Here is a 24,549-nt window from a genome sequence, read left to right on the forward strand (position 1 = left end):
TCTGGAATGAATGCAGGTCAGGCGGTCGAAGCGCGTCAAGAGAGGGGCAAGTGCCGGACACGGGCGGACCGATGGAGGACGATGGGCGGCGCCTCGAGAACATGGGAGTGGGGTCATGCCCGAGAGCGTGCCGGTGCACTGTCCCGCCTGTCGGCGCCCGCACCGTTTCACGGCACCGTCGTACCCCTGCGCCTGCGGCGCGCCCGTCACCCCGCCGCTGGACCTCGACAAAGTGCCCGGCACCGTCGACCACCGCGCCTGGCGGGAGGAATGGATCACCCTGCGCTGCGGGTGCTGCGGTCTGCGCGGTGAGTGGCCCCGGCCGGAGCTGGGCTGCCCGTGCGGAACGGTGCTGCGCATCCCCGTGGCGGGCTCCGGGGCGTCCGTCCCGGCCGGCCGGCCCGGGCGCCCGGCCTTCCGCCCGATGCCGATCCGCACCACGCGGGACGCCGTCACGGCCACCGTGTCGTATCTGCGCCGGCTCGGCCACGAGGACATCCGGCGCGCGGACCGGCGGCCCCCGTCCGGCGTCGGCCTGGTCGGCCGGGGTGTCCTGGCCCAGGTCGATCCGTCGGCGCGGCCGGCGACCCCGCGCGACGTGGAGTGCCTGTGGCTGACGGCGATGACGGAGTCGTCGGTGTGCCTGTACTTCTCCCTCACCGGGTACGCGGAGGAGGCCCGGGCCCGCGCCGACACCCTGGGTGTCCCGCTGTTCCTGCTCGGCCCGACCGGCGCCCCGCAGCCCGTGAACGGCCCCGCCGACGCACTGCACGCCGACGGGGCCTGAAAATCCGGCGACGCGCCCGCGGCGGGCGCCCGATACTCGACGGATGCGCATCCGTCCCGCCACCCCCGGCGAACTCCCCGCTCTCCAGGACCTCGAACGGGCGGCCGGCGCCCCGTTCCGCGATGTCGGCATGCGGGACATCGCCGAGGACGAACCACCCGCCCTGGACCTGCTGGAGCGCTACCGGCGGGCGGGCCTCTGCTGGGTCGCGGCCGACGACGGCGCGGCCCACGACGGCGCGGCCCACGACGACGGCGAGGGCGGTGAGGGCGGCAACGGCCAGGGCGGCGGCCGGCCCGTCGGCTATCTGATCGCCGAACCGGTGGACGGCGCCCTCCATGTCGAGCAGGTCTCCGTCCACCCGGACGCGGCCCGCCGCGGCGTGGGCCGTGCCCTGCTCGCCCATGCCGCCCGTCACGCCCGCGAGGAAGGGCTGGCCGCCCTGACGCTGACCACGTTCACCGACGTCCCGTGGAACGCCCCGTACTACGCACGCCTCGGCTTCCGCACGCTGGACGAGCCGGAGCTCACCTCCGGGCTGCGGCGGATCCGCGCCGAGGAGGCCGCGCACGGACTCGACCGGTGGCCGCGCGTGTGCATGCGCGCCGACATCCCCCGCACCGGAGGAACGAGCGGGGGAACCTTCGCCCTCGGGACCGTCCCGGTGGTGATCCGACCGGCACGCGAGCCCGACCTTCCGGGTTTCCTCGGCCTGGCGGCCCAGGTCGAGCAGTGGTTCGGCCCGATGGCCGGTGAGCCCGGTTTCCACGACGCGGTGCGTCAGCACATCGCAGGCTCCCTGGCACTCGTCGCGCCGTCCTTTGGGCCGGATCTCCTGGGAGGACTGCTGTTCGGCGCCGCTCCGCCGACGTATCACGTGCACTGGCTCGTCGTCTCGCACCGGGCCCGGGGCACCGGCGTCGGCCGTGCGCTGATGGCGGAGGCGGTGCGCCGATGGGTGCGCGGCCCCGGGGAGATCGAGGTAATCACCTTCGGGACCGACCACCCCGGCGCCGTCGACAGCGGGGCCCGCGTCTTCTACGAGCGGCTCGGGTTCACCCCCGCCGAGACCGCCGCTCCGGGTCCGGAGGGCGGCTCCCGTCAGGTCTTCCGGCGGGCGGTCGCCTGACCGCGCGGGTCAGCCCGCCGCGTACCGCTCCCGCAGCTCCACCTTGCGCACCTTCCCGGACACCGTCATCGGGAAGGTGTCCAGGAGCTGGAGCCGGCTCGGGACCTTGTAGTGGGCCAGCCGGCCGTCGCAGTAGGCGCGCAGTTCCTCCAGGGTGAGCGGGTCCGCCGGATCGCGCGGGATGACACAGGCGAGCACCTCCTCGCCGTACCGCTCGTGCGCCACCCCGACGACCTGGACGTCCGCGATCTTCGGATGGGCGTGGAGGAACTCCTCGATCTCGCGCGGGTAGACGTTCTCGCCGCCCCTGATGATCATGTCCTTGATGCGGCCGACGATCTCCACGTACCCGTCGTCCCTCATCACCGCGAGGTCCCCGGTGTGCATCCAGCGGCCCGCGTCGACGGCCTCGGCGGTCTTCCCGGGCTCGTCCCAGTAGCCGAGCATCACGCTGTACCCCCGGGTGCACAGTTCACCGGAGGTGCCGCGCGGCCGGGTCGCGCCGGTGGCCGGGTCGACGATCTTGACCTCGATGTGCGGCAGCACGCGCCCGACGGTGCCGGTGCGGTGCTCCAGGTCGTCGTCCATCCGCGTCTGCAGGGAGACCGGGGAGGTCTCGGTCATGCCGTAGCAGATGGAGACCTGCTCCATGTGCATCTCGGCGACCACCCGCTTCATCACCTCCACCGGGCACGGCGACCCCGCCATGATGCCGGTGCGCAGCGAGGTGAGGTCGTACGAGGCGAAGCCGGACAGGTTCAGCTCGGCGATGAACATGGTGGGCACGCCGTAGAGCGAGGTGCAGCGCTCCCGCTGGACGGCCTCCAGCGTGGCCCCCGGTTCGAAGGAAGGAGCCGGGATGACGATGCAGGCGCCGTGCGCGGTGGCCGCCAGATTTCCCATGACCATGCCGAAGCAGTGGTAGAACGGCACCGGCAGACAGACCCGGTCCCGCTCGGTGTAACCGATGGTGCGGCCCACCCAGTAACCGTTGTTGAGGATGTTGTGATGGGAGAGCGTGGCGCCCTTGGGGAAGCCCGTCGTACCCGAGGTGTACTGGATGTTGACCGGGTCGTCGCAGCTCAGCCTCGCGGCGACGTCCTCGAGTCGCCCGGCGGGCACGCCGGTCGCGCCCTCGGTCAGCGCGTCCCAGGACGGGTCACCGATGTACACGGTCTCCCGCAACCGCGGACACGACCCGCGCACTTGGTTCACCAGTGCCCGGTAGTCACTGCCCTTGTGGGCGAGTGAGGCGACCAGCAGCGCGACACCGGACTGCTTGAGCACGTACTCCAGCTCGTGCGCGCGGTAGGCGGGGTTGATGTTCACCATGACGGCGCCGATGCGGGCGGTGGCGTGCTGCACGAGCACCCACTCCGGGCAGTTGACCGCCCAGATCCCCACCCGGTCACCCGTCGCGATGCCCTTCGCCAGCAGTCCGCGCGCCACCTCGTCGACGGCGGCGCCGAACTCGGCGTAGGTCCAGCGTCGTCCGCTGGGCACGTCGACCAGGGCCTCGCGGTCGGGCCACGCGGCGACGGCACGGGCGAGGTTGGTGCCGATGGTGTCGCCGAGCAGTGGGGTCGTACTGGTGCCGTGGGTGTACGACGGGGGTGCGGTCACCGGAAGTCCCCCTCGCGGTACTCGTCGGCGGAGCCGGCCGCCGTGGCCTCGCGCAGGGCGATGCGGCGGATCTTGCCGGAGACGGTCTTGGGCAGCTCGCCGAACTCCAGCCGGCGGATCCGCTTGTACGGGGCGAGTGTCTCGCGGGAGTGCTCGAAGAGGACCTTCGCCGTGTCCGGCCCGGGCTCCCAGCCCTCCGCGAGCACGATGTACGCCTTGGGCACGGCCAGCCGCAGCTCGTCCGGAGCGGGTACGACCGCCGCCTCGGCGACCGCTTCGTGCTCCAGCAGGGCGCTCTCCAGCTCGAACGGGCTGATCTTGTAGTCACTCGCTTTGAAGACGTCGTCGCTCCGGCCGACATACGTCAGATAGCCGTCGCCGTCCCAGGCGCCGATGTCGCCCGTCCGGTAGTAGCCGCCGGCCATCGCCTCGGCGGTGCGGTCCGGGTCGCCGTGGTAGCCGGCCATCAGGCCCACCGGGCGGCCGGAGAGGTCGAGCGCGATCTCGCCCTCGGCGGCGCCGGGCGCTCCGGAGACCGGGTCGAGGAGTTCGACGCGGTAGCCGGGGCTGGGTCGGCCCATGGAGCCGGTCTTGAGCACCTGACCGGGACTGTTGGAGACCTGTACGGCGGTCTCGGTCTGCCCGAAGCCGTCCCGGATGGTGACGCCCCAAGCCCGCCGTACCTGCTCGATGACTTCGGGGTTGAGCGGCTCACCGGCGGCGACGACCTCGCGGGGCGGCGTGCGCAGCTGGGTGAGGTCGGCCTGGATGAGCATGCGCCACACGGTCGGCGGGGCGCAGAAGGTGGTGACGCCGGCCTTGTCCATCTCGGTCATCAGACGGGGCGCGTCGAAGCGGGTGTAGTTGTGCAGGAAGACGGTCGCCTCGGCGTTCCACGGGGCGAAGAGGTTGGACCAGGCGTGCTTGGCCCAGCCCGGCGAGGAGATGTTGAGGTGCACGTCGCCGGGCTTCAGGCCGATCCAGTACATCGTCGCCAGGTGGCCGATCGGGTACGAGGTGTGGGTGTGCTCGACCAGCTTGGGCCGGGCGGTGGTGCCCGAGGTGAAGTACAGCATCAGCGGGTCGTCGGAGAGGGTGGGCCCGTCGGGCGTGAACCGCTCGGCGGCGCCGTACGCGTCGGCGTACGGCAGCCAGCTTCCGCCCGCCTCCTCCCCCACCGCGATCCGGGTGTAGTCGCCGGGCACCTCGTCGAACTTCGCGGTGTCCGCGGCGCGCACGATCACATGCGTCACACGGCCCCGCTCGACGCGGTCACGCAGATCGGCGGGGCCGAGCAGCGGGGTGGCGGGGATGACCACGGCGCGCAGTTTCATCGCGGCCAGGGCCGTCTCCCACAGTTCGGCCTGGTTGCCGAGCATGACCAGCACCCGGTCCTCGGGTCGCACGCCCCGCTGCCGCAGCCAGTTCGCGACCTGGTCGGAGCGGCGGGCGAGCGCGGCGAAGGACAGCCTCGCCCCGTCCCCGTCCTCCTCGACGAGGTGGAGCGCGGTGCGGTCGTTGCGGTCCGCGATGACGTCGAACCAGTCGAGGGCCCAGTTGAAGCGCTCCGGCCGGGGCCAGGCGAAGTCCCGGTAGGCGGTGGCGTAGTCCTCACGGTGTTCCAGCAGGAAGTCCCTGGCCCTGCGGAACGCGTCCGTCCCCGTTGTCATGTCTCCTCCTCGTGCCGGACCATTGCCGGGCGGCTCTCCGTCATCGTGTAATCCGTGATGCACATCTCACTACCCCCGAACGGGGGTGTGCGTCCGCACAGGGGCCGCGGCGAAGGGGCGAACAGGTGAACGCTGACCCGATGAGATCGGGGGACGCGGTGGAGATCCGCGGCGCGCTGGCCCGCCTGCGGCGCGCGACCGGGCTGCCGGTCGCCTTCGGCGGGCTGGTGGAGCCGGGGCGGCGGCAGGTGCGCATCAGCGAGCTGAGCGGCACCGCGACACCCGCGCTGAGCGCGCTCGCGGTGACGCCGGGCAACGGTCTGGGAGGCAGGGCCGTGGCGCTCGCCCGGCCGTGCGCGGTGACGGACTACTCCGTGTCCCGGCAGATCAGCCACGAGTACGACGTGCCGGTCGCCGCCGAGGGTCTGCGCGCCGTCGTCGCGGTACCGGTGGTCGTGCGGCGGCGGGTACGGGCGGTGCTGTACGGCGCCCTGCGCACCGCCCAGCCCCTGGGTGACCGTACGCTCGACGAGGCGGTGCAGGCGGCACGGGACGTGGAGCACGTACTGGTGGTCCGGGAGGAGGCGGCGGAGCTGCTGGCGGCGTCCTGCCCGCGGCCGGAGTCCGGGCAGGGCGCCGCAGCGACCCGGGAGCAGGTACGGGAGGCGCACGCGGCGCTGCGGGCGCTCGCCCCGCGGATCGCCGATCCCGGGCTCCGGGCCGAGCTGCTTCAGGCGTGTGCGCTGCTCACTGCCGACACCGGCCCGTCCCCGGCGGTGCGGCTGGCACCCCGGGAGGTGGACGTCCTCGCATGGGTGGCGGCGGGGGCGACCAACGGCGTGACCGCGCAGCGGCTGGGCGTGACGGCCGAGACGGTCAAGGCGTATCTGCGCTCCGCGATGCGGAAGCTGGGGGTGCGGACCCGGGGGCAGGCGGTGGTCGCGGCCCGGAGGGCGGGGTGGTTGCCGTAGGTTTGCGATGATTGCCCCCACCGGGCATTACCACTGGTACAACTTTGGATTTACCGTTGCCGCGCTCGCTGTAATTTGCCTCACTACACCGTCCGCCCGGAATTAAGGAGCCTGTTGCCTAATATTGGCCAGGACACGCCACACGGAGGGGAGCGGTGACCGTGCGACGGGACTTCAAGGAGCCTGCCAGGAACCGCCCCGACCTGGTCATCGGCAGGGAGGAGCTGTTCTCCGACGCACGGGAGCAGCTCGCCCGCGGGGGCAGCGTGCTGCTGCACGGGCCCGCCGGAATAGGAAAGTCGACCATGCTGCGGGCACTGGCGGCGGAAAACGCCGGCGCGGCACGGACGGTGTTGCGCTGCTCGGCCACGGAGTCCGAATCGCATCTGCCGTTCCTGGCGCTGGCCGATTTGTTCGGTCTGGTCCTCGACGAGGTCGCTCCCCGGCTGCCCGCCGCCCAGCGCACCGCCCTGGAGTCGGCGCTCACCGGGCGCGGCGAGTCCACGCTCCAGCGGGACGGGCTCGCGCTGCGCCTCGCGGTGCTGTCCACGCTGCGCGCGCTGGCCGCCGAGGGGCCGGTCCTGGTCGTCGCCGACGATCTGCAGTGGCTGGACCCGGCCAGCGCCGAGCTTCTGGGATTCGCCGCCCGGCGGCTCGACGACAGCCCGGTGCGGATGCTGTGCGCGGTGCGCACGGACGACGAGGAGTACGACCGTCATCTGCGCGCCTGCCCACCGGACACGCTCGAGGTGCGGCTCGGCCCGTTCTCCCGCACGCAGGTGTCCGCGCTGCTGGACCACCGCGGCTACACCGGTCTGTCCCGCTCCACGGTCCGTGACATCCACCGCACCAGCGGGGGCAACCCGCTGTTCGCGCTGGAACTGGGCCGCGCCCTCGCGGAGAGCCCCGCCCGTCCCCGTCCTGGCGATCCGCTGCCGGTGCCGACATCGCTGCGGGCGCTGGTGCTCAGCCGTCTGGAGATGCTGTCGGACGAGGCGCGCCGCACCCTTCTGGTGGCCAGCGCGGGGGCCCGCCCCACCCTGGCGCTGCTGCACGCGGCCGGCCGCGACAACGCCGAGGCGGAGACGGCCCAGGCCGCCGCTCTGGGACTGCTGGCGACGGACCCTGAGGAGCCTGCGCTGCGTTTCGCGCATCCCCTGATCTCGGCCGCCCTGTACGCGGAGGCCCCGGCGCGGGAGCGGCGGGCGGTGCACACCGCGCTGTCCACGGCGGCGTCGGATCCCATCGAGCGGGCCCGGCACCTGGCGCTGGCCGCAACGGGCGCCGACCCGGAGGTGGCGGCCCGGCTCGCCGAAGCCGCCGCGCTGGCCCGGGACCGCGGGGCGCCGTCGGTCGCCGCCTCGCTCGGGCTGCTCGCCGCCCGGCACACCCCGGCTGACAACGAGCCGGGCCCGGACGAGCGGCGGCTCCAGGCCGCCGAGGACGCGATCACCGCGGGCGAGGCCGACCTGGCCCGGGACATAGCCAGGGAGGTGCTGACCCGGGCTACGGTGCCCGCCGAGCGGGTGCGTGCCTGGATGGTGGTCATAGAAGCGGCCGGGCAGGCGCTCGGCGAGGTCGACGCCGTCTTCCCGCAGGTGCTGGCCGACGCCGGTGACGACCCCCGGCTGCTCGCGCTGGTGCATTACCAGCTGGCCTGGCGCGAGGTCGTGGTGGACGGCGACTTCGCCAAGTCCCGCCAGGAGGCCGCGCACGCGGCGGAACTTGCCGCCCGGGGCGGGGACCGGCGCACCGAGCTCATGGCGCTCGCCTTCCAGTCGTCCACCGAGACCCTGATGGGCCACCCCGACGCTCCCCGGACGATCCAGCGGGCACTCCAGGAGCCGCAGGACCCCGATGTGGCCAGCCACCACAACGGCGCCGCCATGGCGCGCTTCCGCTGGCTGCTCATGAGCGACCAGCTGCCTGAGGCCCGCACGGCCATCACCGCGCTGCTGCGGGAGGCGCGGCGGCGCGGCATGGTCGAGAGCGAGGTGCACTTCTCGCGGCTGCTCGCCGACACCGAACTGCGCTTCGGGCACTGCGGCCGGGCCCTGGACCTGGCCGGGGAGAGTCTTCGGCTGGCCCGGGACTCCGGGATCGGCGAGAGCGCCTCCGCCATGCTCGCCTCGCTCACGGAGGCGTCGGGCGGGGACGTGGACCGGGCGCTGGCGCTGGCCCGCGAGTCCGCGGACCACGCCGAGGTGGACGGCGACCAGTTGTACCTCTCGCTGGCCCTGGCCGCCCTCGGCTACGCCCAGTTGGTGGCCGGGGACGCGCAGACCGCTGTCGACTCGCTGCGCCGGGTGCGGGAGCTGGAGCACGGCATGGGCATCAACGACCCGGCGCGGGGCCGCTGGCAGGGCGACCTGGCCGAGGCGCTGGTGCGGGTCGGTGAGCCCGGCGAGGCACAGGAGCTGATCAACGTCACCCGGGTGCACGCGCTGCGGCTGAACCGGGCGAGTGTGCTGGCGGTACTCGACCGCGCGGAGGCACTGGTGCGCGCCGCGCGCGGTGAACACCAGGCCGCCCAGGCACAGTTGATGTCGGCACAGGAGCGGCTCGCCAAGCTCGGATACGGCCTGGAGGAGGCCCGGGCCGCGTTCGCACTGGCGCGGCTGCGTTCCCGGAACCCGGGGGCGGGCGGGTACGAGGAGGCCGCCCGGCTGTTCCGGCGCTGCCGCGCGCTGCCATGGCTGCGTCAGGTGGACCAGGCTGTGGCAGCGGGTCCCGCGGAGGCGGAGCCCGTACCGGCCGCCACTCCGGCCGTTCTGGAAGGGCTCGCCGCGATGGAACGCCAGGTCGCCGCGCTGGTGATGGAGGGCGCCACCAACCGGGAGATCGCGGGCCGGCTGTTCATCAGCGTGAAGACCGTGGAAGCGACACTCACCCGGGTGTACCGCAAGCTGGGCATCCGGTCCCGGGTCGACATCGTCCGGCTGGCGGCGGGCCGCCGCACGCCGTAGTACCGCGCAGGACCCCCTCCTGACCGCGCAGGACCCCCTCCCGACCGAGCGAGGCCGTCTCCCGGCCGCGCACGGCTCCCTCCCCGGGGGACCGAGGGTTTTCCCTGCCCAACTCCCTTAGGGGGTTCCCTCATTGGGAGGGTCGCGCCCCGGGTCGTAGCGTGAACGCCGTGCCGCTCGCCGGGCACACGGAGGCCGAAGCCCTCGGGCTCGGCCCCCACCCCCGTGCGACCCCCCACCGGCAACCCCGTGAGGAGACCCATGTCCGGGCTCACCCGCGCAAGAAAGGCCGCCGCCGTCGCCGCGGCGACCGCCGCCGCAGCCGCGACCGCGCTGCTCGCCGCCCCCTCCGCCGTCGCCGCACCGCAGCCGATCGTCGGCGGTACGACGACCACGACGTCCGCGTACCCGTTCATGATGCAGATCACCGACGCCTCGCAGGACCAGTTCTGCGGCGGCACCCTGGTCTCCCCCACCAAGGTGGTCACGGCCGCGCACTGCATGACCGGCGAGACGACGGGCAGCGTGCGCGTGGTCGGCGGACGCACCTACCTCAACGGCACCAACGGTACGGTCGCCCGGGTCAGCCGCATCTGGATCCACCCCGACTACCGGAGCGTCACCCGGGGCGACGACGTGGCGGTGCTGACCCTGTCGACGTCGATGCCCTACGCCGCAGCACCGTACGTCTCCTCGTCGGACACCGCGGTGTACGCGGCCGGCAGCACCGCCCGCGTGCTCGGCTGGGGCACCACCTCCTCCGGTGGCAGCTCCTCCAACCAGCTGCGCACCGCGACCGTACCGACCGTCTCCGACCCGAGCTGCGCGAGCTCGTACCGGACCAGGTTCGTGCAGAGCGACATGGTGTGCGCCGGCTACTCCTCCGGCGGCGTGGACACCTGTCAGGGCGACAGCGGCGGACCGCTGCTGATCGGCGGGCGTCTGGCCGGGATCACCTCCTGGGGCGACGGCTGCGCGGCGGCCGGATACCCCGGCGTCTACACCCGGCTGACCACGTTCTCCGACGAGGTGACGGCCCAGGTCGGCCGGTGAGCGGACCCATGAGTTCCTGAGTACCCCTCAGGCAGCAAGCCAGGGGGCGTTGCGAGCTTCCACGAGCAGCCCGCAACGCCCCCTATCCATGGCCGGGTTCAGCCGCGCACCGGCCCGACGCGGATGTCGTACGCCGTGCCCGGGTGCATCACCCGGAGCATGCGCTCGCCCTCCTCGGTGACCTCTGCCCACCGGTCCTTGCCCAGCCGCCCGAACGGCTCGATGACGAGGACCTGTTCGCCCAGTCGCCACAGGCCCGCGAGGAATCCGTCGACGAGGAGCGTCCGGTGGGCGACGTTGCCGCTCCAGCTGCGGCCCCGGAACTCGGGGGGTACGACGCGGGTGCGGTCGGCGTGGGAGAGCAGCAGGTTGTCGAACTCGGGCAGGAAGCGCGGCGGGACCGGGGTACCGGGGTCGGGGCGGGGTGCGTCCGGGAGGTCGAAGAGCTCGGTGCCGGCTTCGTCCCGGAAGGTCACGAGCCGGGGCCGCAGGCGTTCGAATGACTCGCGCAGCCGGGTCAGTCCGGCCCAGGTCTGCATGTCCTTCACAGAGGCCGGACCGAAGGCGGCGAGGTAGCGCAGCACCGTGTCGTCCGGTGTCGCGGGGGACGGCTCGGCGGGGCGGCCCAGCCAGTGCTCGGCGGTGGTGAGCGCGACCTGTCCGCTGCGGCCCCACAGTCCGCGCGGGGTGACCTGCACCAGCGGCAGCTTGCAGCGGGCGGCGACGGCGAGGGCCTGTGGGTCGGCGTCGGGCCACTCGGCCAGCAGCGCCTCCCGCAGCTGCTTCATCGTGCGCGGCTCGGTTTCGACGAGTGTGCGGGCGAGTGCGGCGAGCCGGTCCAGGTCGACGCCGGTGAGCCCCTTGCGGAACTGGTTCACCTCACGGTCGCGGGCGGGCTGCACCAGGGGCCGCAGGGTGAGGCAGTCGCGGGCGGTGTGGGTGTGGATGGTCGAGCGCATGGTGACGATACGGACGACCTCGCGGGCGGCCATCGGCCGGGACAGCGCCTCGGGGGTGAAGCCGTCGAGGCGGGCGGCGAGCGCGTAGTAGGGCGGCTTGACGTTCTGCGCCTGCAGACCGAGCAGATGCCCGACCGCGTCCTGGGCGGACATCGGCGAGCGGCGCAGCAGCAGCTGCCGCTCGAGCGTGGCCCGGTTGAGGGCCCGGGTGCCGAGTACGGCGACCGGCGGCCGGGGGACGCTCCGCTTCGTCTTCGTCATACCGGCACGCTAACGGCCCTTGCGGCCAGGATCTGTCCGCAAGGGTGCGCACCTGCGCACATTCGGGACATCCCGCGCTGGGGAGTAACGCCGCGGCGGCCCGACGGCGCTGTTCTCCACGGGCCCGTACGTCCGTCGTCCCGGTGGGAGGGCGGATCCGCGGCGCCCGGAACGATTCCGCGCACACCGAAGGACAGCACTCCGTGACATCCCATTCCCCCGCCAACGATCATCTGCCGGTCTACGACGGCCTGGTGCGCGAACGCGGTGACGTCGTGGCCGAAGTGCGCGAGGTGGCCGAGCGAACCCTGGACCAGGCCCGGCGGGGACTGGCCGGCGACCCCGGTGCCCGGCAGGAGCGGACTTCCCGCTGAGACCCGTACCGCCGTGTGAGTCCCGCACCGCCGTGGCCGGGCCGATTGCGTTGCGCCGGAGCGGGGCACTCGGGGCCCCGTGGACGAACGAGAGCGCGCGGGGCCGGGAAAGGTCCTGCTGACCGGCTGGTTCAGCTTCCGCGACGGCGAGGCGACCGCGGGTGACGTGCTGGCGCTGCGCCGGGTGGAGGAGGTGCTGCGGGGGTCCGGGACGTCGTACGACGTCGCGTGGAGCCCCGGCTTCCTTCCGGACGCCCTGCACCTCGACAACGCCCGGCCAGGCGACTACACCCACCTGGTGTTCGTGTGCGGCCCCCTGCACGGACCGCAGGTCGAGGAGCTGCACCGGCGTTTCGCGCACTGTGTCCGGATCGCCGTGGGGACGTCGGTGATCGACCCCGGCGACGCCGCCGCGACGGGCTTCCACCGGGTGCTGGCGCGGGACGCCCCGGGCAGCACGCCGTCCGAGGACCTCGCGGCCCGTGCCCCGGCGGTGCCCGCGCGGCCCGTGGTCGGGGTGATCCTCACCCACGGGCAGCAGGAGTACGGGGAACAGCGGCGGCACGGACAGGTCGCCGACCGGGTGACGCGCTGGCTGGTCGGCAAGGACTGTGCCCGGCTGGAACTGGAGACCCGGCTGGACACGCGTGACTGGCATCTGAGCGCCACCCCCGCGCAGGTCCAGTCCGTGCTGGCCCGCCTCGATCTCGTCGTCACCGACCGGCTGCACGGGCTGGTGCTCGCGCTGCGGGTCGGCACGCCGGTGCTGGCGGTGGACCCGGTGGCGGGCGGCGCCAAGGTGACCGCGCAGGCCCGCGCGTGCGGCTGGCCCGCGCTGCTGTCCGCCGAGCAGCTGGACGAGCGCCGGCTGGAGCGCTGGTGGGACTGGTGCCTGACCTCGGGCCGGGTGGCCGCGCGGCAGGTCCGCGACACGTTCCGGGACAGCCGGGTGCCGGACGGGGCGGACCGGCTGATGGAGGTGCTGGCGCCCCGCGCCGCCGCCGGTTAGCCCCGTGCCGACCGGACATCCGGGATCCTCCCGGCCGCTCCAGTCGTCGCGGTCCCTGGAGGAGAGACGGAGTCCTCGGCCGGCTCAGCCGGTGTAGCGGCGGGCCGTGGAGCCGCGCTGGGCGGGTTCCAGCAGACGCAGCCGGGACTCCACCTCGTGGGGCAGGACGCGGCGTTCGCGCAGTACCCAGGGCAGGGCGGCCGCCGCCTCCGCGAAGGCGAGCAGGGAGGCGGTGTCGCGCGGGACCGTACGCGCCAGGTTCAGGGTGCGGCGCAGCGCGGGTCCGGCCGGGCGGCGCAGCCAGGTGAACCACAAGGTGTTGCGGATGCCGTGCCTGCGGCGCAGGGTCGGGTCCCGCGCGGTCGAGGCCTGGTGGTGGATCGTCAGGTGGTCGGCGTAGGTGAGCCACCAGCCGTCGGCCGCCAGGTCGGCGGCCAGGAGTTCCTCCTCACCGCCGAGCCAGAGCCGCGGATGGAAGCCGCCCGCGGTGCGGAAGGCGTCGGTGCGCAGGACGGTCGCGGCGGCCAGGAACGAGCCCAGGGCCGGTCCGGGCAGCCAGCGCGGGCCGGGCACCGGCGAGTCGCGCAGTTCGCGGACGATCGGGTCCTCGGTGCCGTCGGGCTCGACGATGATCCGCGCGGTGACCGAACCGAGCGCCGGGTGCCGGTCCAGCAGGTCGGCGGCGCCGGCCAGCGATCCGGGCGACCACCAGGAGTCGTCGTCGCAGAACGCGACGTAGGGCGTACGGACCTCGCGTACGGCCAGATTGCGGCCGACGGCGCCGAGGTTGCGCCCGGGGCACAGCAGCCGGATGTCGGGGTGGTGGCGGGCGACGGCTTCGGCGGTGCCGTCGGCGGAGCCGTTGTCGGTGACGATCACCTGAGGCTGCTCGGGGAGTCCGGCGAGGTGGCCGAGGGTGCGCAGCAGTTCGGGGCGCCGGTTGTGGGTGATGACGACGACGGTGGTGCGGGGGTCGGTCATGTGGTCGTCCCCTCCAGAAGGCGGGCGGCCCTTTCCACCTGCGGGGGCAGGCGTCTGCGGTCGCGCAGGGCGGCCGGCAGCCGGACGAGGGCCTCGCGCAGGGCGCGCCGTGCGTGGTGGTCGCGGCGGGCCTCGGCGGCAAGGGCCCGGGTGCGGGCGAGGGCGTACGGGACGGGGCGGCGCAGCCATGCCGTCAGGAGGGCGTTGCGGCTCTGGAGCGCCGGGCGGCCGGAGCGGGCCGCGGGGGCCGGATGGTGGTGGGCGACGACGTCGGGGCAGTGGCTGACGCCCCAGCCGCGCGCGGCGAGGTCGTAGGCGAGCAGGGTCTCCTCGCCGCCGAAGAACAGCAGCCGGTGGAATCCGCCGGCGTCGAGGTAGGCGCTGCGGCGGACGACGGCGCCGCAGGCGAGGAAGCCGAGCACCTGGGTGCCGGGGAGATCGGCGGCCGGGCCGAGGGGGGAACCGGCGAGGACGTCGTTGAGCGGGTCGGGGTCCGCGGCCGGACCGACGAGCATACGGGCGGCGATCAGGCCGAGCCGGGGGTGCGCGTCGAACAGCTCGGTCGCCCGGCCGAGGGCGCCGGGCGCCCACCAGGAGTCGTCGTCACTGAACGCCACGTACGGGGTGCCGAGGGCGCGGGCCCCGTGGTTGCGGGCGAGGGCACCGTGATTCACCGGGAGCGCCAGCAGACGCACCTCGGGGAAGTCGCGGGCGACCATGGCACGGGTGCCGTCGGCCGAGGCGTTGTCGGCGACGAGGATCTCGGGCCGCTCGGGCAGCTCGAGCAGGTGCCGGAGAGTGACGGCGAGCCCGTCACAACGGTCCCGGGTGGCGATGACGACGCCGAGAGGCCGGTGGTCCGTCACGAGGCGTATTCCCTTCCGGGGCGCGGGGCGTGGTCGAGGACGGACCGACATCGGTGGCGACGGCACCGCCCGCGGGCGGCAGGGCACCCGCGGGCGGCAGGCCGTACGGGCTCCGTGCGCTCGCCACTCCCCGCCCGCCGAACCTCGTCGGGGGAGGGCCGCGCCGGCGTCGGGGGCGGGGCGATGGCCCCCGTGCGGAAGCCCTGGGGTGTCGAGGTGGAGGTGGAGGTGGATGGGGTCATCGCGGGTTCGGGCCTCCCAGCGGGACGGGCAGGCGGTCCAGGGCGTGGAGGACCTCGTCGGAGGTGATGCGCAGGAGCGCCGGGTCGGGGCGGTCGGCGTGGGGGTCGCCTCGCGGGCCGTGCCACAGGGCGATGTGGCGCGGCCGGGCGGGTGGGCCCCATTGGCTGGGCGGGACCGGGCCGAAGAGTGTGACGGTGGGGGTGGCGTGGGCCACCGCCAGGTGGGCCAGACCGGTGTCGCCGCTGACGAGGGCCCGTGCTCCCGCGACGAGGGCGGACAGCCGGTCGAAGGGCAGGCCGCCCGCGAAGACGTCGGCGTCGGGCAGGCCGGCCTGTTTGGCGAGCCGCGCCACCAGGTCCCCCTCGTCCGCTCCGCCCGTGACCACCACCCGCCGGCCGCGTGTCCGCAGGGTGGTGGCGACGGCCGCGTACCGTTCGACCGGCCAGCACCGGGCGGGGGCTCCGGCGCCGGGGTGCAGCACGACGGCACCGGGGGCGGGAGACGCGGTGTGCGGGCGGGGCAGCAGGAGGTCCGTGGGGTCGGCGTGGACGCCGTACCAGTGGAGCAGCCGGCACCAGCGGTCACGCTCGTGTTCCTCGGCATACCAGGGCGGGCCCTCGATCTCCGGGGTCGCGGGGGGCGCGAAGGCCAGCAGGCGCAGGGGGCGCAGGTTCCGCAGCAGGCGGTGGCTGGGCGGTCCGTTGCCGTGCAGGTCCACGGCGACGTCGGGGGGCGGGCCGGTCCAGTCGAGGGTGCGCGGTACGGCGCGGGAGGGCGCGGAGGCGGGCAGCAGACGGTCGACGGCTCCGGTGGCTTCGGCGGCCGGCGCGAGTTCTGCGGGCGCGGCCAGGACGAGCTCGTGGCCGGGGTACTCCCGCCGCAGCGCCCTCAGCGCGGGAACCCCGGCCAGCAGGTCCCCCAGGCCGAGGGCGCGCAGGACGAGGAGACGTGCCCGCGGTACTTCCTGGGCGACGTCACGGTCTGCTGTCGGCACGTGGAGTTCCGCCGGGGAGGCGGCCGCGTCGTGCGGCACGGGCGTCACGTCACCGGAACCGGCCCGCGCGGAACCCGCTCCGGACGCCGTGCGGCTGCTCACCGGATGACCTCATCGACGAGTTTGTCGACGGCGGCGACGACGTCGTACGCGGTGACCTCCTCCAGACACGGGTGGCCCGGTACGGGGCACTGCCGGGCCCTGGAGCCCGCGCACGGTGCCTGCTGGTCGCCGAGGAGTACGTACGGCACGCCGTACGGACGCCAGCGCTCGGCGGGGACGACCGGCGAGAACAGGGACACCACCGGGGTGCCCACGGCGGCGGCGAGGTGGGCGGGGCCGGTGTTGCCGGTGACCACGCAGTCGGCTCCGGCGAGCACTCCGGAGAGTTCGGCGGCGCCCGTACGGCCGCCGAGGTCGACGGCGTGGCCGCCCGCGACGTACGCGGTCAGGTCCCGCTCCCCCGCACCGCCGGTGACCACCACCCGACGCCCGGCGGCGGCGAGTTCGCGCACCGCCTGCGCGCAGCGCCCGGGGCTCCAGGCGCGGGCGGGCACACTGGCGCCCGGGTGGACGACGACGTATCCGCCGGAACCGGTCAGTGCCTCGGCGGAGGGCGGCGGGAGCACCCGCAGCCGTGTGTCGTCGGGCCGGGGGAAACCGGCGGCCTCGGCGAGGTCGAGCGCGGCCTCGGCCTCGTGGGCGTGCGGGGCGCGGTGGTGGCGTACGTCGAGGAGGGAGCCCGGGTAGTCCTCGCTGTCGGCCGCGAGGAAGCGGACCCCGGCCAGGCGCAGCAGCAGGGCGGTGGGCAGGGGGGACTGGTGGAAGGAGGTGAGGATCAGCGCGGTGTCGGCGTCGACGGCGGCGACGAGTGCGTCGACCTGCTCACGGCTGACCCCGGGTGGCTGGAATCCGGTCCACGGCGAGTCCCAGACGAGCACGTCGTCGACGCCGGGCAGCAGCCGGGCGGCGGGTGCTCCGTGCGGGCCGCACAGCACGGTGACGTGGCCGGCGCGGGCGGCGACGGCACGCACGGCGGGTCCGGCGAGCAGTACGTCGCCGAAGCTGTCGAGCCGGGTGACGAGGGCCTTCACACGCCCCTCCTCCGCGGAGACCGGCCGGTGTCGTACGCCGGACGGTCTCCGGCGTACGACACCGGGCCGATCGCCTGGCCCGCCCGGGGCACGCCACCGGACGGCCGCCCCCAGGACACACGGCCGGACGGCCCGCCCGCCCAGGACACGCTGCCCGTCGGCCCGCCCGCCCAGGACACGCTGCCCGTCGGCCCGCCCGGCCGGGACACACGGCCCGGCGGCGCAGCCACCCAGGAAACGGCACCGTGCGCCGGACCGGTCGCCTGGCCCGCCCCAGGCACACCACCCGACCGCCGGCCCCAGGACACACGGCCGGGCGGCCCGCCCGCCCGGGGCGCAGGCCCGGACGCGGTGCGGCCCCCCGGTGCCCGGGGCGCGGTGGAGCCGGCCTCATCCGGCGCCGTGGAGCCCGGCGCCGGGTCGCTGTGCTCCGGGCCTGCCCCGCGGCCGACCGCGGGGGACGTCGGGGCGCTCGGGTCACCGGCCGGGCGCGGCCGCGTCCGGCGGACGGACGTGTCGGTCGCCGGGGCGGCCCGCGACGGCCCGCTCCCGGGGCCGCCCGCGTCCGAGGTGCCGGGACCGCTCCGCGTAGGGGGCGGGGAGCCCGGGGCCTGGTCCCAGGGTGGTGGGGTGTCGAGGAGCAGGCGTACCGCTGTCGGGAGGTCCGGGGCCACGCAGGGGGCCGCCGATGTCTCCTCGGGGCGGGTCTGCGGCGTGGGGACGAGGATGCCGTGGGCACCGGCCCGGCGGGCGGCCTCCAGGTCGGCGCCGATGTCACCGATGACGACGCAGTCCGCGGGGTCCGTGCACATCCTGCCGGCCGCCCACAGCACCATCCCCGGGCGGGGTTTGCGGCAGTGGCACCCGTCGTCGGGGCCGTGCGGGCACAGGGCCCATACGTCGAAGGGGCCGAGGAGTTCGTCGACGCGCCGGTTGACACGGCGGGCGTCGGCCTCGGTGAGCAGCCCGCGCGCGATACCGGACTGGTTGGTGACGACTCCGGTGCGGATTCCGCGTGCGCGCAGCTCGTCGAGTGCCTCGCGGGCACCCTCGACGGGCCGTACCCGTGCGGGGTCGGCGTTGTAGGGGACGTCGTGGACCAGTGTGCCGTCGCGGTCGAAGAGCACCGCCTTCACCGGGCTCATCGGGCCGCCTCCGGCCACGCCGGGGCGTTGCGGTGGCGCCAGGCCCCGGCCAGCCGGTGCCAGGTCGCGGCGGGCGGTATGGCCACGCTGGTGGCCAGCACGGTCGTCACCTCGTGCCGGGTGCGCGGTCCGGGGACGATGCGGGCGCGGGCGAACTCGGCGGTTCCGGCGGCCCAGCCGAGCGCGCAGGCCGTGGCCGCCCCGCGGTGCCCGGTGGCCCCGAGAACGCAGGCGGCGGCGCCGGCGGCGGTGATCGTGGCGTGCCGGCGGATCCGGCCGCGCGGCGCGACCGCCTTGTCCCACCAGTCGGGGCCGTGCAGCCTGCGCATCAGGGCGTCGTCGGCGTTGCCGCGCTGCTGGGTCAGCGACGCCCAGCGGGAGGCCGGGCGCACGGGGTGCAGGGTGGTGCGGCGGCCCCGGCGGATGCGCCAGCCCGCGTCGAGCAGGCGCAGCGCGAGGTCGGCGTCCTCTCGGAAGGGCCGCGGGAAGCGTTCGTCGAAACCGCCGGCCTGTTTGAGGGCCTCGGTGCGGTAGGCCATGTCGGCGGTGTTCCAGCGGGCCCGGGCGAGCCCGGCGGTGCCGCGTTCCCAGTCGGTGGGGCGGCGGCCGCCGGGCAGCGGCACGGTGATGGCGCCCTGGACGCCGGCGGTGTCGGGGGACGCCTCGTCGAGGTCCCGCAGGAGCTGCGCGCACCAGTGCGGCCCGACCTGGACGTCGTCGTCGAGGAAGGCGACCCAGGGCGCGGTGACGGCGCGCAGCCCGGTGTTGCGTGCGGCGGCGGGTCCGCGGCCGCCGCCGTTCAGGACGGTGGTGCGTTCGCGCAGGTCTCCCAGGACGCTCAGCGCGTGGCCCATCGCATCGGCTGCGGGCGCGGGGTCGGGCCGGTCGTCGACGAGGACGATCTCGTCGGGGCGGGGCCCGCGCGCCGCGGCCAGAGCGGCGAGGCAGTCGGCGAGGGTGTCCCGCACCAGGGTGGGGATCACGACGGCGTACGAGGTCATCCGAACGCCCTCCCCCCGGCTCGGGCTCTGGTACCAAGCATGCGCATCGGGGCTGTGCTCCGTCCCTGAGAGGCGTGAGGTGCTACCGGGACGCGGGTGCCGCGTTCGCGGTTGTCTCAAACACTTGGACACAGCTTGTCCCACAGTGGTCAACCTGGGCATGTTTTGCTCACCGTTGCAGGCCCGGCCGTTCATGCCGGGTGACGACCCTCACACGTTCGCGGCGACCCGAACGAGGGCACACGAAACGGACTATACATAATGCGTATAGACAATACGTACAGTCCGGCCATGCCTTCTCTCCTTCTCTGACCAGGAAGATGAAAAGCTCGGGGGCCGCGTTCCGGACGGCGGCAACCCTGGCCGCGGCGGGCGGCACTGACGCTCGCGCCGAGCGGCTGCACGCGGCTGGAGACGACGGCTCCCAGCGCCGTCCGGACCACCGATGTCCAGGCCCGCCTCGGCACCGTCGACTGCCGCGAGGCCAAGTGCGAGGAGATAGAGCGCCTCACCGGCCGCCGCCCCACCCTGATGCGTCCACCCCAGGGCCGCACGAACGACACGGTGCACGGGATCAGCCGCGAGCTGGGCCTGTCGGAGGTCCTCTGGAGTGTGACGGCGAAGGACTACAGGACCACCGACTCCGGCCTGATCACCCGCCGCGTCCTCGCCCAGTCCTCCCGCGACGGCATCATCCTGCTCCACGACATCTACGACGGGACCGTCCCCGCCGTGCCCGGCATCATCGACGCGCTGAAGAAGCGGGGCTATGTGTTCGTGACGGTGCCGCAACTCCTCGCCCCGGGGAAGGCGGAGCCCGGCGAGGTGTACCGGTGAGCGGCGAGCGCACCCGCGGCGACTGGGCCGGACGGGTGAGCCGTACCCGGGCATGCCGCCGGACGGCCCGGGTTTCCTAGGATGCCTCCGTGGCCACCTTCCAGCTCCAGCGCACAGCGCCCCTCCCCCTCGACGAGGCCTGGCGGCGGCTCACGACATGGCCCCGCCACGGCGACGTGGTCCCGCTGACCCGCGTCACCGTGACCACTCCCCCGCCCGTCGGCGAAGGCACCGTGTTCGTCGCCCGCACGGGCCTGGGCCCCCTGTCCTTCGACGACCCGATGGAGGTGACGGTGTGGCGGCCCCCGGCGGACGACTCCCCGGGGTTCTGCCGCCTGGAGAAGCGGGGCCGCGTCGTCACCGGCTGGGCGGAGATCGAGGTGCGGCCGGGTCCAGGGGGCCGGGCACGGGTGGTGTGGCGGGAGGAGATCCGGGTCCGGTTCCTACCCGCCTCCGGCGAAGCAGCACTGGCCCGTGCGGGACGCCAGGTGTTCGGACGGGCGGTGAACCGCCTGCTCCGGCAGGCGTGACCCGGCCGGCTGCGGACGGACACGCCTCGCGGGGCGGCGGCTGCCCCCGACACTCCCTCGTCGACCGTTTCGGGCACCCCGGGCCTCCGTGCGCTGGTGAAGTCCCTCCGGGACCTCCTCGACGAGGTCCGGCGCGCCTCCGCCGTCCTGTCGGCTCCCCGCCCTGCGTGACCGTCCCTCACGCCACCGAACCGATCCGGCCCGCGGGCCCGGCCGCGTCATCGTGGTGGATCGGGGTGTGGGCGCCGGCGAGGGACACGCCGCTGCCGCCGCGCCGGTTGGCGACGATCTCCGCGGCGATGGACAGGGCCGTCTCCTCCGGCGTACGGGCGCCCAGGTCCAGGCCGATGGGGGACCTGAGGCGGGCGAGTTCCAGGTCGGTCACGCCGACTTCGCGCAGGCGGGCGTTGCGGTCGAGGTGGGTGCGGCGGGAGCCCATCGCGCCGACGTAGGCCACCGGGAGGCGCAGGGCGAGCTTCAGCAGGGGTACGTCGAACTTGGCGTCGTGGGTCAGGACGCACAGGACCGTACGGGCGTCGACGGGCGTGCGTTCCAGGTAGGTGTGGGGCCACTCCACGACGATCTCGTCGGCCTCGGGGAAGCGGGCCTTCGTGGCGAAGACGGGGCGCGCGTCGCACACCGTGACATGGTGGCCGAGGAACTTGCCGACCCGTACCAGGGCCGAGGCGAAGTCGATCGCGCCGAAGACGATCATGCGGGGCGGGGGAACCGAGGACTCGATCAGAAGGGTGAGCGGTGCTCCGCAACGCGAGCCCTGCTCACCGATCTCCAGGGTGCCGGTGCGGCCGGCGTCCAGGAAGGCGCCGGCCTCGGCGGCTGCCGTGCGGTCCAGTTCCGGGTGGGCACCGAATCCGCCCTCGGACGAGCCGTCCGGGCGAACCGTCAGCGCCCGGCCCAGCAGCTCCGCCGGACCGCTCACGATCCGCGCCACCGCCGCCGCCTCCCCCCGTGCGGCGGCGTCGAGCGCGGACGCGAGCACCGGACGGGCGGGGTCCGCCGCCCGTACCGGTGCGACCAGGATGTCGATGACGCCGCCGCAGGTCAGACCGACGGCGAAGGCGTCCTCGTCGCTCTGGCCGAAACGCGCATGGACGGTTTCGCCGTCCCTCAGCGCCTGCCGGCACAGCTCGTACACCGCGCCCTCCACGCAACCGCCGGAGACCGAGCCGATGGCCGTGCCGTCGGCGTCGACCGCGAGCGCGGCACCCGGCCGGCGGGGCGCGCTGCCGCCGACCGCCACCACGGTGGCGACCGCGAAGTCACGGCCCTGCCCGACCCACCGGTTCAGTTCCTCTGCGATGTCCAGCATGTCTCGGTCCCCTCGACTGCGGTTGCGCGGAAGGTGCGGGTGAATCCCGGGGCCCGGTCAGTGCACGCCCGGCCGGCCCTCGGTCGGGGCGAGGGCGGAGCAGACGAGGAAGACCAGCGTCAGCGCCCCCGCGTGAAGGCGCCGGTCTTCCGGCGACCGGCGTCGGAGGTACCGGCCTCTCCCCCGGCGTCACCCGTCGCCTGCCCGGCGTCGGGATGCCTCCCCCACTCTCGACTTCGCTCGAGCGGGGGACCCCCTCGCCCACCCGTGCCGCCCCGGGGGGCACCTCCCGGGGCGTAAGGCACGGGGTGAGGCACGACTGCCCGCAGCGGCACAGGGGTCACACCGTCCCGGTGAGGTGCTCCGGCCGGACCGGGGTTCTGTTCAGCTCCAGGCCCGTGGCGTCGCGGATGGCTGCCAGGACGGCCGGAGTCGATGACAGGGTGGGTGCCTCGCCGACTCCGCGCAGGCCGTACGGGGCGTGGTCGTCGGCGAGTTCGAGCACGTCCACGGGGATGGTCGGCGTGTCGAGGATGGTGGGGATGAGGTAGTCCGTGAAGGACGGGTTGCGTACCTTCGCGGTCTTCGGGTCGACGACGATCTCCTCCATCACCGCGACGCCCAGGCCCTGGGTGGTGCCACCCTGGATCTGGCCGATCACGGACAGCGGGTTGAGCGCCTTGCCGACGTCCTGCGCGCAGGCCAGTTCGATGACCTTCACCAGGCCGAGTTCGGTGTCGACCTCGACGACGGCGCGGTGCGCGGCGAAGGAGTACTGGACGTGGCCGTTGCCCTGGCCGGTGCGCAGGTCGAAGGGCTCGGTCGGGCGGTGCCGCCACTCCTCCTCCACCTCCACGGCCTCGTCGCCGAGGACGTCCGCCAGATCGGCGAGCTCCTCGCCGCCGTCGGTGACGACCTTGCCGCCCTCCAGCAGGAGTTCGGCGGTCGCCCAGGCCGGGTGGTGGGAGCCGAGCCTGCGCCGGCCGAGTTCCAGGACCTGCTCGCGGACCCGCTCGCAGGCGTGTCTGATCGCTCCGCCGGTGACATACGTCTGCCGGGACGCGGAGGTGGAACCGGCCGACCCCACCTCGGTGTTGGCGGGGTGGATGGTCACCTGGCCGACGCCCAGTTCGGTGCGCGCGATCTGCGCGTGGACGGTGACCCCGCCCTGGCCGACCTCCGCCATCGCGGTGTGCACGGTGGCGACCGCCTCACCGCCGACCACCTCCATGCGGACCCGTGCGGTGGAGTAGTCGTCGAAGCCCTCGGAGAAACCGACGTTCTTGATGCCGACCGCGTAGCCGACCCCGCGGACGACGCCCTCGCCGTGCGTGGTGTTGGACAGACCGCCCGGCAGTTGGCGCACGTCGGCGCCTTCGCTGGACTCCCACTGGCGCTCCGGCGGCATGGGCATCGCCTTGACGCGGCGCAGGAGTTCGGCGACCGGTGCCGGGGAGTCGACCCGCTGGCCGGTGGGCAGGAGCGTGCCCTGCTCCATGGCGTTGAGCTGCCTCAGCTCCACCGGGTCCATGCCGAGCCTCGCCGCCAGCTTGTCCATCTGGGCCTCGTAGGCGAAACATGCCTGGACCGCGCCGAAGCCGCGCATCGCGCCGCACGGCGGGTTGTTGGTGTAGAGGGCGATGGCCTCGATCTCCACGTCGTCCACGACGTACGGGCCGACGCCGAGCGAGGAGGCGTTGCCGACCACGGCCGGGGAGGCGGAGGCGTACGCGCCGCCGTCGAGGACGATGCGGCATCTGACGTGGGTCAGCCTGCCGTCCGCCGTGGCGCCGTGCTCGTAGGTCAGCTTGGCCGGGTGGCGGTGGACGTGGCCGAAGAAGGACTCGAAGCGGTTGTAGACGATCTTGACGGGTTTGCCGGTGCGCAGGGCGAGCAGACAGGCGTGGATCTGCATGGACAGGTCCTCGCGGCCGCCGAACGCGCCGCCCACGCCGGCCAGGGTCATCCGTACCTTGTCCTCGGGCAGGCCGAGCACGGGCGCGATCTGGCGCAGGTCGGAGTGGAGCCACTGGGTGGCGATGTACAGGTGGACGCCGCCGTCCTCCTCGGGCACGGCGAGACCGGACTCGGGGCCGAGGAAGGCCTGGTCCTGCATGCCGAAGGTGTACTCGCCCTCGACGATCACGTCCGCGCGCTCCCGTGCCGCCGCCACGTCACCGCGCACGATGGGCTGGCGGTGGACGACGTTCGGGTGGGGGGCGTGGCCGCTGTGGTGGTCCGTGCGGTTCTCGTGGAGGAGGACCGCGTCGGGAGCGGTGGCGGAGGCCTCGTCGGTGATGACGGGCAGTTCGCGGTAGTCGACCTTGATCTTGGCGGCGGCGCGGCGGGCGGTCTCCGGGTGGTCGGCGGCGACGATCGCGACGGGTTCGCCGTGGTGACGGACCTTGCCGTGGGCGAGGACCGGAGTGTCCTGGATCTCCAGGCCGTAGTTCCTCACCTCGGTCGGCAGGTCGTCGTACGTCATGACGGCGTACACGCCCGGGAGCGCGAGGGCCTCGCTGGTGTCGATCGACACGATCTCGGCGTGCGCGACGGTGGAGCGCAGGATCTGGCCCCAGAGCATGTCCTCGTGCCACATGTCCGAGGAGTAGGCGAACTCGCCGGTGACCTTGAGGGTTCCGTCCGGGCGGAGGGTGGACGCGCCGATGCCGCCCTCGGTCCCCGAACCCTGGGTGATCCTGGTGGGAACGCCGTTCGTCGGCATG

Annotated in this window: 19 protein-coding genes and 2 pseudogenes; 10 read left to right on the top strand and 11 right to left on the bottom strand. The window is 74.2% G+C overall.

Annotated elements, in window-relative coordinates; all coding sequences use genetic code 11:
* Window positions 1–115 precede the first annotated feature (115 nt).
* The 3 genes and pseudogenes from ACZ5C2_RS06805 to ACZ5C2_RS06815 all read left to right on the top strand — a co-directional run bounded on the left by ACZ5C2_RS06805 (window position 116) and on the right by ACZ5C2_RS06815 (window position 1,916).
* On the top strand, window positions 116–787 hold the full coding sequence (locus tag ACZ5C2_RS06805) for a hypothetical protein (RefSeq protein WP_468787327.1): 672 nt from the start codon (window positions 116–118) through the stop codon (window positions 785–787).
* A gap of 130 nt (window positions 788–917) precedes the next feature.
* Window positions 918–1,319, top strand: a pseudogene (locus ACZ5C2_RS06810) (GNAT family N-acetyltransferase); the annotation flags it as partial.
* A 132-nt stretch (window positions 1,320–1,451) separates the two neighbouring features.
* On the top strand, window positions 1,452–1,916 hold the full coding sequence (locus tag ACZ5C2_RS06815) for a GNAT family N-acetyltransferase (RefSeq protein WP_468787686.1): 465 nt from the start codon (window positions 1,452–1,454) through the stop codon (window positions 1,914–1,916).
* Window positions 1,917–1,925: 9 nt separating this feature from the next.
* On the opposite strand, the gene ACZ5C2_RS06820 is transcribed toward ACZ5C2_RS06815, so the two are convergent.
* Both ACZ5C2_RS06820 and ACZ5C2_RS06825 read right to left on the bottom strand, forming a co-directional pair.
* A complete protein-coding gene (locus ACZ5C2_RS06820; protein ID WP_468787329.1) occupies window positions 1,926–3,539 on the bottom strand; it encodes an AMP-binding protein in 1,614 nt (537 codons plus the stop codon).
* Window positions 3,536–5,209 carry an AMP-binding protein gene (locus tag ACZ5C2_RS06825; RefSeq protein ID WP_468787331.1) on the bottom strand — a complete coding sequence of 558 codons (1,674 nt, stop codon included), beginning with the start codon at window positions 5,207–5,209 and terminating at the stop codon, window positions 3,536–3,538. Before ACZ5C2_RS06825 ends, ACZ5C2_RS06820 begins: the two co-directional genes overlap by 4 nt.
* A gap of 140 nt (window positions 5,210–5,349) precedes the next feature.
* On the opposite strand from ACZ5C2_RS06825, the gene ACZ5C2_RS06830 reads away from it, so the two are divergent.
* The 3 genes from ACZ5C2_RS06830 (at window position 5,350) to ACZ5C2_RS06840 (ending at window position 10,199) form a co-directional block, all read left to right on the top strand.
* On the top strand, window positions 5,350–6,180 hold the full coding sequence (locus ACZ5C2_RS06830; RefSeq protein WP_468787333.1) for a helix-turn-helix transcriptional regulator: 831 nt from the start codon (window positions 5,350–5,352) through the stop codon (window positions 6,178–6,180).
* A gap of 155 nt (window positions 6,181–6,335) precedes the next feature.
* On the top strand, window positions 6,336–9,146 hold the full coding sequence (locus ACZ5C2_RS06835; protein ID WP_468787335.1) for an ATP-binding protein: 2,811 nt from the start codon (window positions 6,336–6,338) through the stop codon (window positions 9,144–9,146).
* A gap of 261 nt (window positions 9,147–9,407) precedes the next feature.
* Entirely contained in the window at window positions 9,408–10,199 is a 792-nt protein-coding gene (locus ACZ5C2_RS06840; RefSeq protein ID WP_468787337.1) for a S1 family peptidase, read from the top strand.
* 98 nt (window positions 10,200–10,297) lie between these two features.
* Here ACZ5C2_RS06840 and ACZ5C2_RS06845 read toward each other — a convergent pair whose 3' ends face one another.
* On the bottom strand, window positions 10,298–11,419 hold the full coding sequence (locus ACZ5C2_RS06845; protein ID WP_468787339.1) for a winged helix DNA-binding domain-containing protein: 1,122 nt from the start codon (window positions 11,417–11,419) through the stop codon (window positions 10,298–10,300).
* A gap of 203 nt (window positions 11,420–11,622) precedes the next feature.
* Between ACZ5C2_RS06845 and ACZ5C2_RS06850 the strand changes: the two genes are divergently transcribed.
* Window positions 11,623–11,793, top strand: a complete 171-nt coding sequence (locus ACZ5C2_RS06850; protein WP_181007625.1) for a hypothetical protein — start codon at window positions 11,623–11,625, stop codon at window positions 11,791–11,793.
* A gap of 79 nt (window positions 11,794–11,872) precedes the next feature.
* On the top strand, window positions 11,873–12,802 hold the full coding sequence (locus ACZ5C2_RS06855) for a polysaccharide pyruvyl transferase family protein (RefSeq protein WP_468787341.1): 930 nt from the start codon (window positions 11,873–11,875) through the stop codon (window positions 12,800–12,802).
* 84 nt (window positions 12,803–12,886) lie between these two features.
* Here ACZ5C2_RS06855 and ACZ5C2_RS06860 read toward each other — a convergent pair whose 3' ends face one another.
* The 6 genes from ACZ5C2_RS06860 to ACZ5C2_RS06885 all read right to left on the bottom strand — a co-directional run bounded on the left by ACZ5C2_RS06860 (window position 12,887) and on the right by ACZ5C2_RS06885 (window position 19,126).
* Window positions 12,887–13,783 (bottom strand): glycosyltransferase family 2 protein, encoded by an 897-nt coding sequence (locus ACZ5C2_RS06860; protein ID WP_468787343.1) that lies wholly within the window; start codon window positions 13,781–13,783, stop codon window positions 12,887–12,889.
* Window positions 13,780–14,649 carry a glycosyltransferase family 2 protein gene (locus ACZ5C2_RS06865; protein WP_468787345.1) on the bottom strand — a complete coding sequence of 290 codons (870 nt, stop codon included), beginning with the start codon at window positions 14,647–14,649 and terminating at the stop codon, window positions 13,780–13,782. The genes ACZ5C2_RS06860 and ACZ5C2_RS06865 overlap by 4 nt, the downstream gene beginning before the upstream one ends.
* A gap of 238 nt (window positions 14,650–14,887) precedes the next feature.
* On the bottom strand, window positions 14,888–15,886 hold the full coding sequence (locus ACZ5C2_RS06870; protein WP_468787688.1) for a glycosyltransferase family 9 protein: 999 nt from the start codon (window positions 15,884–15,886) through the stop codon (window positions 14,888–14,890).
* A 98-nt stretch (window positions 15,887–15,984) separates the two neighbouring features.
* On the bottom strand, window positions 15,985–16,980 hold the full coding sequence (locus tag ACZ5C2_RS06875) for a glycosyltransferase family 9 protein (protein WP_468787347.1): 996 nt from the start codon (window positions 16,978–16,980) through the stop codon (window positions 15,985–15,987).
* Complete coding sequence (locus ACZ5C2_RS06880) at window positions 16,977–18,125, bottom strand: D-glycero-alpha-D-manno-heptose-1,7-bisphosphate 7-phosphatase (protein WP_468787349.1); 1,149 nt, start codon at window positions 18,123–18,125, stop codon at window positions 16,977–16,979. Before ACZ5C2_RS06880 ends, ACZ5C2_RS06875 begins: the two co-directional genes overlap by 4 nt.
* A complete protein-coding gene (locus ACZ5C2_RS06885) occupies window positions 18,122–19,126 on the bottom strand; it encodes a glycosyltransferase family 2 protein (protein WP_468787351.1) in 1,005 nt (334 codons plus the stop codon). Before ACZ5C2_RS06885 ends, ACZ5C2_RS06880 begins: the two co-directional genes overlap by 4 nt.
* Window positions 19,127–19,446: 320 nt before the next feature.
* Here ACZ5C2_RS06885 and ACZ5C2_RS06890 point away from each other — a divergent pair.
* Together ACZ5C2_RS06890 and ACZ5C2_RS06895 are read left to right on the top strand one after the other, a co-directional pair.
* Window positions 19,447–19,963, top strand: a pseudogene (locus tag ACZ5C2_RS06890) (polysaccharide deacetylase family protein).
* Between the two features lie 89 nt (window positions 19,964–20,052).
* A complete protein-coding gene (locus ACZ5C2_RS06895) occupies window positions 20,053–20,493 on the top strand; it encodes an SRPBCC family protein (protein WP_468787353.1) in 441 nt (146 codons plus the stop codon).
* 178 nt (window positions 20,494–20,671) lie between these two features.
* On the opposite strand, the gene ACZ5C2_RS06900 is transcribed toward ACZ5C2_RS06895, so the two are convergent.
* Window positions 20,672–21,823 (bottom strand): XdhC family protein, encoded by a 1,152-nt coding sequence (locus ACZ5C2_RS06900; protein WP_468787355.1) that lies wholly within the window; start codon window positions 21,821–21,823, stop codon window positions 20,672–20,674.
* A 340-nt stretch (window positions 21,824–22,163) separates the two neighbouring features.
* A complete protein-coding gene (gene pucD / locus ACZ5C2_RS06905) occupies window positions 22,164–24,548 on the bottom strand; it encodes a xanthine dehydrogenase subunit D (RefSeq protein ID WP_468787357.1) in 2,385 nt (794 codons plus the stop codon).
* Window position 24,549: the final 1 nt, after the last annotated feature.

This window comes from Streptomyces sp. NPDC031365 (assembly GCF_055569765.1).

What these genes read in the sequence shown, in the direction of transcription:
- ACZ5C2_RS06805 (WP_468787327.1), top strand. Translation starts at nt 116, where the DNA reads ATGCCCGAGAGCGTGCCGGTGCACTGTCCCGCCTGTCGGCGCCCGCAC.
- ACZ5C2_RS06825 (WP_468787331.1), bottom strand. Translation starts at nt 5,209, where the DNA reads ATGACAACGGGGACGGACGCGTTCCGCAGGGCCAGGGACTTCCTGCTG.
- ACZ5C2_RS06830 (WP_468787333.1), top strand. Translation starts at nt 5,350, where the DNA reads ATGAGATCGGGGGACGCGGTGGAGATCCGCGGCGCGCTGGCCCGCCTG.
- ACZ5C2_RS06840 (WP_468787337.1), top strand. Translation starts at nt 9,408, where the DNA reads ATGTCCGGGCTCACCCGCGCAAGAAAGGCCGCCGCCGTCGCCGCGGCG.
- ACZ5C2_RS06845 (WP_468787339.1), bottom strand. Translation starts at nt 11,419, where the DNA reads ATGACGAAGACGAAGCGGAGCGTCCCCCGGCCGCCGGTCGCCGTACTC.
- ACZ5C2_RS06860 (WP_468787343.1), bottom strand. Translation starts at nt 13,783, where the DNA reads ATGACCGACCCCCGCACCACCGTCGTCGTCATCACCCACAACCGGCGC.
- ACZ5C2_RS06880 (WP_468787349.1), bottom strand. Translation starts at nt 18,125, where the DNA reads ATGAGCCCGGTGAAGGCGGTGCTCTTCGACCGCGACGGCACACTGGTC.
- ACZ5C2_RS06885 (WP_468787351.1), bottom strand. Translation starts at nt 19,126, where the DNA reads ATGACCTCGTACGCCGTCGTGATCCCCACCCTGGTGCGGGACACCCTC.
- ACZ5C2_RS06900 (WP_468787355.1), bottom strand. Translation starts at nt 21,823, where the DNA reads ATGCTGGACATCGCAGAGGAACTGAACCGGTGGGTCGGGCAGGGCCGT.
- pucD (WP_468787357.1), bottom strand. Translation starts at nt 24,548, where the DNA reads ATGCCGACGAACGGCGTTCCCACCAGGATCACCCAGGGTTCGGGGACC.